Here is an 8,197-nt window from a genome sequence, read left to right on the forward strand (position 1 = left end):
TCATTATAGAACTTTCATTTAATACTCATTATTCTCTTGTAAACGATTATAAAGTGAACAAAATGTTTATCCTATTTAATTTAAAATTTTTTATGCTATTCTATACTCTTTACCTTCGGTGTTTGATCTATCAGAGAAGATGTCGATATTTTTATATCATTAAAATCGTGCAACTTTTTTCAGATACTTTTAAAAGATTGATTTCATTACCTCTTTCCTTTATACTGGATAAAAAGGAGAATAGTATGTCAGAAACAAATCACAAAATTGATTCAAATTTTGCAGGTCGTTTAAATATCCTGCGTGCGGGTGTTCTTGGTGCCAATGATGGGATTATTTCCATTGCTGGTGTAGTTATCGGAGTTGCTAGTGCCACGACCAATATCTGGATTATCTTTTTATCAGGATTTGCAGCTATCTTAGCTGGTGCCTTTTCAATGGCTGGTGGAGCATATGTATCCGTTTCAACTCAAAAAGATACTGAGGAAGCAGCCGTTGCGCGTGAGCAGCTCTTGCTAGACCAAGATATGGAACTAGCCAAAAAGTCCCTCTATGCTGCCTATATCCAAAATGGAGAATGCGAAACCTCTGCTCAACTTTTGACTAACAAAGCCTTTTTAAATAATCCACTCAAGGCTTTGGTAGAGGAAAAATACGGTATTGAGTATGAAGAGTTTACCAATCCTTGGCATGCTGCTATCTCTAGCTTTATTTCTTTTTTCCTTGGTAGCTTACCACCAATGCTGTCAGTAACTATTTTCCCAAGTGAATACCGCATTCCTGCTACTGTCCTTATCGTCGGTGTGGCCCTTCTTCTCACTGGTTACACTAGTGCCAAACTTGGAAAAGCCCCAACCAAAACAGCTATGATTCGGAACCTAGCTATTGGTCTTTTAACCATGGGAGTTACCTTTCTGCTAGGACAACTTTTCAGCATTTAATACTCTTCGAAAATCTCTTCAAACCACGTCAGCTTCGCCTTGCCGTATATATGNNCTAGCTTCCTAGTTTGCTTTTTGATTTTTATTGAGTATAAAATACAAGAAATACCTCGATTTTCAAGTCGAGGTATCTTTTTTTACATTTGGACAATCTTGCGATAACTTCTTGAAGTAATCATGAAAATCAGCACATAGGCGATGAGGAAGATAGCGCAGATAGACAAGGTCACAATCAACATCATATTCGTATCTATTACACCAATCACTTTTAAAATCAGACTAAGCATATGGTAGGCAAAGGCTAGATGTATGAAGGCAAAAAGCAAAGGAAGGAAGAAAACAGTTAAAACCTGTTTGTTGATGGTTTGCTTGATTTGCTTTTGATCTAAACCGACTTTCTGCAAGATAATAAAGCGTTCACGGTCTTCATAGCCTTCAGAAATTTGTTTGTAATAGATGACCAGAACGGTTCCGACCATAAAGATAATGGATAGGAAAATACCGATAAAGAAGACACCACCAAAGAGGGCACTCATCTGAGAACTAGCATCTGCTAGATTGCTACCATAAACATAGCTACCTTCTGTGTCTAATTGAGCATTAAATTGATTGAGGTATTTTTCATACTCCTCAGCGACCTTGAGTTGTTCTTCTTCACTGACATTTATTACATTCATACCACCGTAAAACTGATTATAGATAGCCGAATCTGGGAATTGATCCAAAAAGGCTTGTAAATCAGGAACAACAAGGTAATTGTAATCAGTAGTCAAGATATTAAACTGATTTGGAACATGGTTCACAATGAAATCTTTATTAAATTCTTCTTTGACAGAAAATTGATGATCATTTAGAGTTAGAGCTTTCTGTCCTTTCAGTCCGTCATTTTTGGCAAAGAGACCAACCTCATTTCCTGATAGAGACAGTTTTTGACCAGTCATATTTTCATAATCTTTTTGGTCAAATACCATGAAAACTGTTTTTGGTTGGACACGGTTTTGTCCTTTTTCAAAAATAGTTAACTTGGTTCCTTCTTGATTTGCAATACCAAAGTTACTGTAACGAAGCACTTCTTTCTCTTTGACACTATAACCTTTGTCACTTGCAAACTGGCTCAAGAGTTTGTCCAAATCTTCTTTTTCAACATTTTTTCCAGTAATGCCAAAGTCATGCGGATTCATCACTTTTTTAAAGGATTCTGAGGCATTGAAAATACTAGTCGCTGCTGACATGGTTACCAAAACCATTGTTGACAAAATAGCGATGGTTGCTAGTCCAACCGCATTTTTCTTCATACGGAAAATCAAGTTGGAAACAGAGATGAGGTTATTAGGTTGGTAATAGTATTTCTTGTTTTTCTTTAAGATTTGTAGGAAGACTGTAATCCCTGCATTAAACAATAGATAAGTACCAAAAATAACCAGCAAAACAGCTAGGAAGAAAGTTGTTAGGGCTGTAAGAGGATCGGTTACCGTAAGGGCAAGATAATAGCCAATCCCTAAACTTATGGAACCAAGAATAGTTTGGAGAGGTAGGAAACGACCTCTTTTCTCTCCGCTTGCTTTCTCACGCGAGAGCTGGAGGGCATTCATACGGGCGATTCGAAGGGCATTCAGGAACATGAGCCCTAGGAAAATCAATCCAAAGACAACAAGTACTGCAATGACAACATTCATTTGGAAGGTAGCGACCAGCTCAACCTTCAATTTCATCAGTTTGAGCAAGAAAGCGAAAATCAACTTGTCAAACAAGGCTCCAATACCGATACCCGCTCCAACAGTTAGAATCCCAAATACCACTAACTCCTTAAAGGTCATACTGATAAGATGACGCTTCTCCAAGCCCAACATGCCATAAATTCCTAGTTCCTTGGAACGGTTTTTCATGACAAAACTATTGGCATAGAGGACGATAATGGCTGACGCAAGGGTAACGACAAACATACCAAATCCAAGTGTTGCTTGAATGGTGGTTCCTCCACGGATTTCAGCAATCTTGGGATTGAAGGTTAGAGAGTAAAAGAGATAGGTGACAGTGACTGCCAAGAGAACAGCCAGCGCAAAAGGATAGTAGAGCTTGCGGTTTTTAATCAAGTTCGATACCGCTAACTTATTAGTTAATCGAAACATACTAATTCACCTCGCTTGCCATGACAGTCAAGGTATCAGAGATTTCTTGGAACATCTGACGCTCTGTCTTCTCTCCACGGTAGATTTGATTGTAAAGAATGCCGTCCTTGATAAAGAGTACACGTTTAGCTCTGCTAGCTGCTGCTGTTGAGTGGGTTACCATGAGAATGGTTTGGCCGCGCTCATTGATTTCATCAAAAACATCAAGAAGAGCTGCAGAGGACTTGGAATCAAGGGCACCTGTTGGCTCATCCGCAAGGAGAATTTCAGGTTCTGTGATGATGGCGCGTGCTACTGCTACACGCTGTTTCTGACCACCAGAAATCTCGTAAGGGTACTTCTCTTGCAATTGGTTGATACCTAGATTCTCAGCTGTCACCACCAATTTCTTCATCATCTCCGTAATAGGTCTTCTTGACAAGACAAGCGGAAGCAAGATATTGTCCTTAACAGAAAGAGTATCTAGCAAGTTAAAGTCTTGGAAGACAAAGCCTAATTTTTCACGACGGAAGCTAGAAGCCTGTGAATTTTTAATGGTTGCGGTGTCAGTTCCATTCAAGTAAACCTGGCCACGAGTTGGTTTATCCAGCATAGCTAGAATATTGAGCAAAGTTGATTTACCAGAACCAGACTCACCCATGATAGCAACGTAGTCTCCCTTTTCTACGGTAAAGTGAATATCCTTGAGGGCCTCTACTTGGTTGCCCTGAAAACGAGTTTTATAAATTTTTTGAACGTGTTTTACATCTAAAAGTGTCATGAGAATCTCCTTTCTTAATATCCCATCAAATGAAATGTTGCTTGCATCATAGCGCATCCCAGCTGAACGCGCTCGATTTCTTTGTGGCTTGGTTGTTTTGAAAATTTTTCTTGAAATAATTTTTTCATGTTCTTACTCCTTTTTCTTTATGAGTCTAGTTTACATCAAAAAAAGACCGCTTGCCATAACCTAACCTTACAAAAGAGACTTTAATCTTACATTTTTGTAAGATTGGGGGAAATGTAAGCAAAATTACTTAGAAAATGATTTGATTTCCTATTTTTAAAATTGTAAAATATAAGTGTGAAAAGGCTTACTTTGGAAAGAAGGTGCGCTTTAATGAAACACAAAGAACATATACTCATCGGACTTCTCTATCTCCTCTCTCCATTCATCGGTCAGCTCTTAGTTGAAAAAACATACTTTATCGGTACAGAATTTACAGCTACTGCTTATGCTATTTGCTGGCTATCAGTTGTTATCAGCATCCACCATTTTTCAAAAAATGTATTGTCTCAGCAAGAAAAAACAGATTAAAAAACTGAGTTTAAAATAATATTTTTAATTTGTATATGAGGCTGAGAAAATCTTATTAAAAGTAAAAAAGCTTTAAATCAAGCAGTTTAGACTATTGATTTAAAGCTTTTTGCTTATTCCAAATCTTTTGTTAAACCTCACCAAAACCAGCCTTCATTGTCGTCAATAGCTTGGGCTTCTTTGCGTTTGCGTGGGCCTGTTCCGTACATTTCTGCTTCGATTTCTTCCTTGGTTGGCATGATAGAAGCTAGGATGATATAGATAATCACGCCAAGTCCAAAGTTTGCGACTGTAAAAATAGCAAATAGAAAACGAACCAGGGTAACATCAAAGTTCCACTTGTCTGACAGACCCGCCAGAACTCCTGAAATCATGCGATTTCGTCTCATTTTATAAAATTTACTGTTCATGATATTTCCTCTTTCTGTTAGGTTAGACATAGTATATCACGGGTAGGCTCGGCTTTCATCAGTCCTCAGGCTGATTTATCAGAAGCAATTTACCTCGACAAAGTCCACAGCGATAGCATTTGGTATCAATCCTTCGCTTGCGATGATAACTTTGCTGGCAGGATTGACAACGATAAAGTTTGAGTGGTTTAGAGTGGCTATTTGTCAAGGAGGGCACAAAGCGTAATCCATCCACCGCTTTCAAAAGTTCCTTAAAATCTCGATCCTTGTGTTGATATCCCTTCCCTTGAAAATAGAGGTGATAATGACAGAGTTCATGTCGGACAATTTTCCTAAAAACCTCCATACCCAGTTTCTGATAAACCTTGGGATTAAAATCCAGATGCCCATCTTTGGGGAAAAATCGCCCACCTGTCGAACGTAGACGCCTATTCCACTGGACATGATGGATAAAAGCTCTCCCGAAGTCTTCTAGTGAAACCTGCTTGACATAATCAGTCAGTTTCATTTGGAGCGAGGAGCGACAGATTAACTTTTTCACGTTCAGTATCAATTTTCTTGACCCAAACGGTCACCAAATCTCCAACTGACACCACTTGACTAGGGTGTTTGATAAACTTGCGACTCATATGAGAAATATGAATCAAGCCGTCCTCGTGAATCCCGATATCAACGAAGGCACCGAAGTCAACAACGTTACGCACAACACCTTCTAGCTTCTGACCTACCACTAGGTCTTTGATATCTAGGACATCTTGGCGAAGCACAGGTGCGTCAAAGGAATCACGGAAATCTCGACCTGGTTTGAGAAGATCTGCAATGATATCTTTAAGGGTTTCTGGACCGAGGTCTAGCTCTTGAGCCATTTCCTTGACTGAAAGGGACTTGAGTTTGCTTTGGGCTTCTTCGTTTAGGTCTTTAATATCTAAACGTTTGAAGAGTTCCTTAACTGCAGTGTAATTCTCTGGGTGAACTCCTGTATTATCAAGGATATTGCTACTTTCAGGGATACGAAGGAAACCAGCAGCCTGCTCAAAGGCCTTGGCTCCCAGACGAGGAACTTTCTTGATTTGGGCGCGTGAAGTGATTTTTCCTTCTTCCTCGCGGTATTTGACAATATTTTCAGAGATAGTTTTGTTGAGTCCAGCTACGTGTGAAAGAAGAGCTGGGCTAGCTGTATTGACATTGACACCAACTTGGTTAACCACTGTATCGACAACAAAGTCCAGACTCTCAGATAGTTTCTTCTGACTGACATCGTGTTGGTATTGACCGACACCAATTGACTTAGGATCGATTTTAACCAATTCAGCAAGGGGGTCCTGCAAACGACGGGCGATAGAAATGGCAGAGCGTTTTTCAACGGTCAAATCTGGAAACTCCTGACGAGCAAGTTCACTGGCAGAATAGACAGAAGCACCACTTTCATTTACGATGACATAACTAACCTCAGGAAAATCTTTCAGAACTTCCGCCACAAAGGCTTCACTTTCACGACTAGCAGTACCATTTCCGATGGCAATAATTTCCACGCCATATTGACCAATCAAATCTGCCAGATCTTTCTTGGCTTCTTCGATTTGACGAGCTGATGCTGGTTTAACAGGATAAATGACCTGTGTTGTCAGCATTTTTCCTGTTGCATCCACGACAGCTAGCTTGGCACCTGTACGAAAGGCAGGGTCAAATCCAAGAACCACGCGCTCTTTCAGTGGAGCAACCAAGAGGAGATTGCGTAGGTTGTCCGAAAAGAGTTGGATAGCCCCTTCTTCCGCTTTTTCAGTCAATTCTGTCCGAATACGGCGCTCGATAGCAGGTAAGACTTTTTTCTTAACCGATTGCTGAACAACTTCATCTATATAGGCATTTTTCACCTTGAAACGAGCAGCAAAGAAAGCTAGAATACGGTCTGTCGCATGTTCGAAACCGACCTTCAAGACACCTAGCTTCTCCCCACGATTGAGGGCCAATGTACGATAGCCCTGCATATTTCCAACTGTCTCTGAAAAATCATAATAAATCTGAAAAACCTGCTTTTCATCAGGACTTTCATCCTTGACTTGCGAAGTAAGTTTAGAGTATCTCAGCACCTCCTGATAAGTCATGGCGCGCAGTGTCACATCTTCCGATAAGGCTTCGACTAAGATATCAACTGCACCAGCCAAGGCGTCTTTCCCAGTCACAAATCCTTCACAGATGAACTTTTCAGCCTCTTTCTCTAAGTCAGTTACATTCTGCAAAATCAGGCGAGCAAGTGGGAAGAGTCCAGCTTCACGAGCAATGGTTGCCTTGGTTCGACGCTTTTCCTTGTAAGGTAGGTAGAGTTCTTCAACGTCTGCTAATTTTTCGGCAGCTAAGATAGCTTCTTCCAACTCCTTGGTCAACTTGCCTTGTTCTTGAATCTTAGCTAAAACAGCTTCCTTGCGGTCATTGAGATTGGTCAGACTTTTATCCAAGTCGATAATGGCCTTAATCGCCACCTCATCCAGACTACCAGTCATGTCCTTGCGATAACGCGAGATAAAGGGGATTGTCGCCCCTTCTGCTGTCAAACTTAGAACAGTATCGATTTGCTTTAAAGTCACTCCCAAATCTTGGGAGATTTTTTCATATTTTTTATCCATGAATCTATTATACCACAAGCTAAACATTTCAAATTAACTCGTAGAACATTTAAAAAATATGTAGGGAATAGATTTATATGCTACAGCGCAATAACTTGCACTTAAAGAGCATTGCCACCTTTTTTTAACCAAGCCATGATATCAAAAGTATTTAATGGATCAGACATAATAGCCAGTTCTGGAAGATGTTCCTGACCTGGAATAACACATTGACTTTTCAAATTTTTATATGGACGATTGACTAAAATTAATTTATTAGAATAAGGAAGATTATCCATCTTATTTAAAATTTCTTCACTAGCTGAATCTTTATTATCAAATTTAAAATATAGATTATCCCAATTTATGCGTTTTTTCTTTTTTCCCACTTAGTCCGTGCTTCTTCAATACTAGAATAATGTAGAAAATGAATATCTATATCCCCTAAGTGCCCCAAAGGATAAACTTCATGGGTCCAGCTCGGTGAAACAAGTTCCTCTTCGAAAACAAGTTCTTGTTCCATATAGTACCGAAAATCCTTTGTAAGTTTATAATAATCATCAGGAAGAATAAATAAACCAACAAAAGGTGTTCTATATTGGCTTTACAATAATAACTTCTATATCTTTAAATGTTTGTCTATCAACTATTAATAAAGACTCTAATAAACTATTTTTATCTCCTTGATGTAATAAAATAACACTGATTAAGCAAGTCAATTTTACTACCTCCTATAATTTTCTGATAATGATTTTCTTCTTATTTCAATTATATAATCATTTAGTTTTAAAAAAAGCGTTCCAAACATTCAAAAATA

The 8,197-nt window shown here is 39.0% G+C and carries 7 protein-coding genes and 1 pseudogene; 2 read left to right on the plus strand and 6 right to left on the minus strand.

Going from position 1 to position 8,197, the window contains the following annotated elements; genetic code table 11:
* The first annotated feature begins 245 nt into the window (after positions 1–245).
* Entirely contained in the window at positions 246–941 is a 696-nt protein-coding gene (locus HT678_RS07885) for a VIT family protein (RefSeq protein WP_000005270.1), read from the plus strand.
* A 137-nt stretch (positions 942–1,078) separates the two neighbouring features.
* Here HT678_RS07885 and HT678_RS07890 read toward each other — a convergent pair whose 3' ends face one another.
* Together HT678_RS07890 and HT678_RS07895 are read right to left on the minus strand one after the other, a co-directional pair.
* On the minus strand, positions 1,079–3,070 hold the full coding sequence (locus HT678_RS07890) for an ABC transporter permease (RefSeq protein ID WP_050208796.1): 1,992 nt from the start codon (positions 3,068–3,070) through the stop codon (positions 1,079–1,081).
* 1 nt (position 3,071) lies between these two features.
* Positions 3,072–3,830, minus strand: coding sequence for an ABC transporter ATP-binding protein (locus tag HT678_RS07895; RefSeq protein WP_000173372.1), 759 nt, complete (start codon positions 3,828–3,830; stop codon positions 3,072–3,074).
* Positions 3,831–4,169: 339 nt separating this feature from the next.
* On the opposite strand from HT678_RS07895, the gene HT678_RS07900 reads away from it, so the two are divergent.
* A complete protein-coding gene (locus tag HT678_RS07900; protein ID WP_050223462.1) occupies positions 4,170–4,367 on the plus strand; it encodes a hypothetical protein in 198 nt (65 codons plus the stop codon).
* A 137-nt stretch (positions 4,368–4,504) separates the two neighbouring features.
* On the opposite strand, the gene HT678_RS07905 is transcribed toward HT678_RS07900, so the two are convergent.
* The 4 genes and pseudogenes from HT678_RS07905 to HT678_RS07920 all read right to left on the minus strand — a co-directional run.
* Positions 4,505–4,777 (minus strand): PspC domain-containing protein, encoded by a 273-nt coding sequence (locus HT678_RS07905; RefSeq protein WP_001085044.1) that lies wholly within the window; start codon positions 4,775–4,777, stop codon positions 4,505–4,507.
* Between the two features lie 58 nt (positions 4,778–4,835).
* Positions 4,836–5,285, minus strand: coding sequence for a SprT family protein (locus tag HT678_RS07910; RefSeq protein WP_101514688.1), 450 nt, complete (start codon positions 5,283–5,285; stop codon positions 4,836–4,838).
* Positions 5,272–7,401, minus strand: coding sequence for a Tex family protein (locus HT678_RS07915; protein WP_172924827.1), 2,130 nt, complete (start codon positions 7,399–7,401; stop codon positions 5,272–5,274). The genes HT678_RS07910 and HT678_RS07915 overlap by 14 nt, the downstream gene beginning before the upstream one ends.
* 101 nt (positions 7,402–7,502) lie before the next feature.
* Positions 7,503–7,981: pseudogene (locus HT678_RS07920) on the minus strand (DUF1919 domain-containing protein); the annotation flags it as partial.
* Positions 7,982–8,197: the final 216 nt, after the last annotated feature.

It is taken from the genome of Streptococcus sp. 3167 (assembly GCF_013277175.1).
In the GTDB taxonomy this organism is placed as follows: Bacteria; Bacillota; Bacilli; order Lactobacillales; family Streptococcaceae; genus Streptococcus; species Streptococcus pseudopneumoniae.

What these genes read in the sequence shown, in the direction of transcription:
- HT678_RS07890 (WP_050208796.1), bottom strand. Translation starts at nt 3,070, where the DNA reads ATGTTTCGATTAACTAATAAGTTAGCGGTATCGAACTTGATTAAAAAC.
- HT678_RS07905 (WP_001085044.1), bottom strand. Translation starts at nt 4,777, where the DNA reads ATGAACAGTAAATTTTATAAAATGAGACGAAATCGCATGATTTCAGGA.
- HT678_RS07895 (WP_000173372.1), bottom strand. Translation starts at nt 3,830, where the DNA reads ATGACACTTTTAGATGTAAAACACGTTCAAAAAATTTATAAAACTCGT.
- HT678_RS07900 (WP_050223462.1), top strand. Translation starts at nt 4,170, where the DNA reads ATGAAACACAAAGAACATATACTCATCGGACTTCTCTATCTCCTCTCT.
- HT678_RS07915 (WP_172924827.1), bottom strand. Translation starts at nt 7,401, where the DNA reads ATGGATAAAAAATATGAAAAAATCTCCCAAGATTTGGGAGTGACTTTA.
- HT678_RS07885 (WP_000005270.1), top strand. Translation starts at nt 246, where the DNA reads ATGTCAGAAACAAATCACAAAATTGATTCAAATTTTGCAGGTCGTTTA.
- HT678_RS07910 (WP_101514688.1), bottom strand. Translation starts at nt 5,285, where the DNA reads ATGAAACTGACTGATTATGTCAAGCAGGTTTCACTAGAAGACTTCGGG.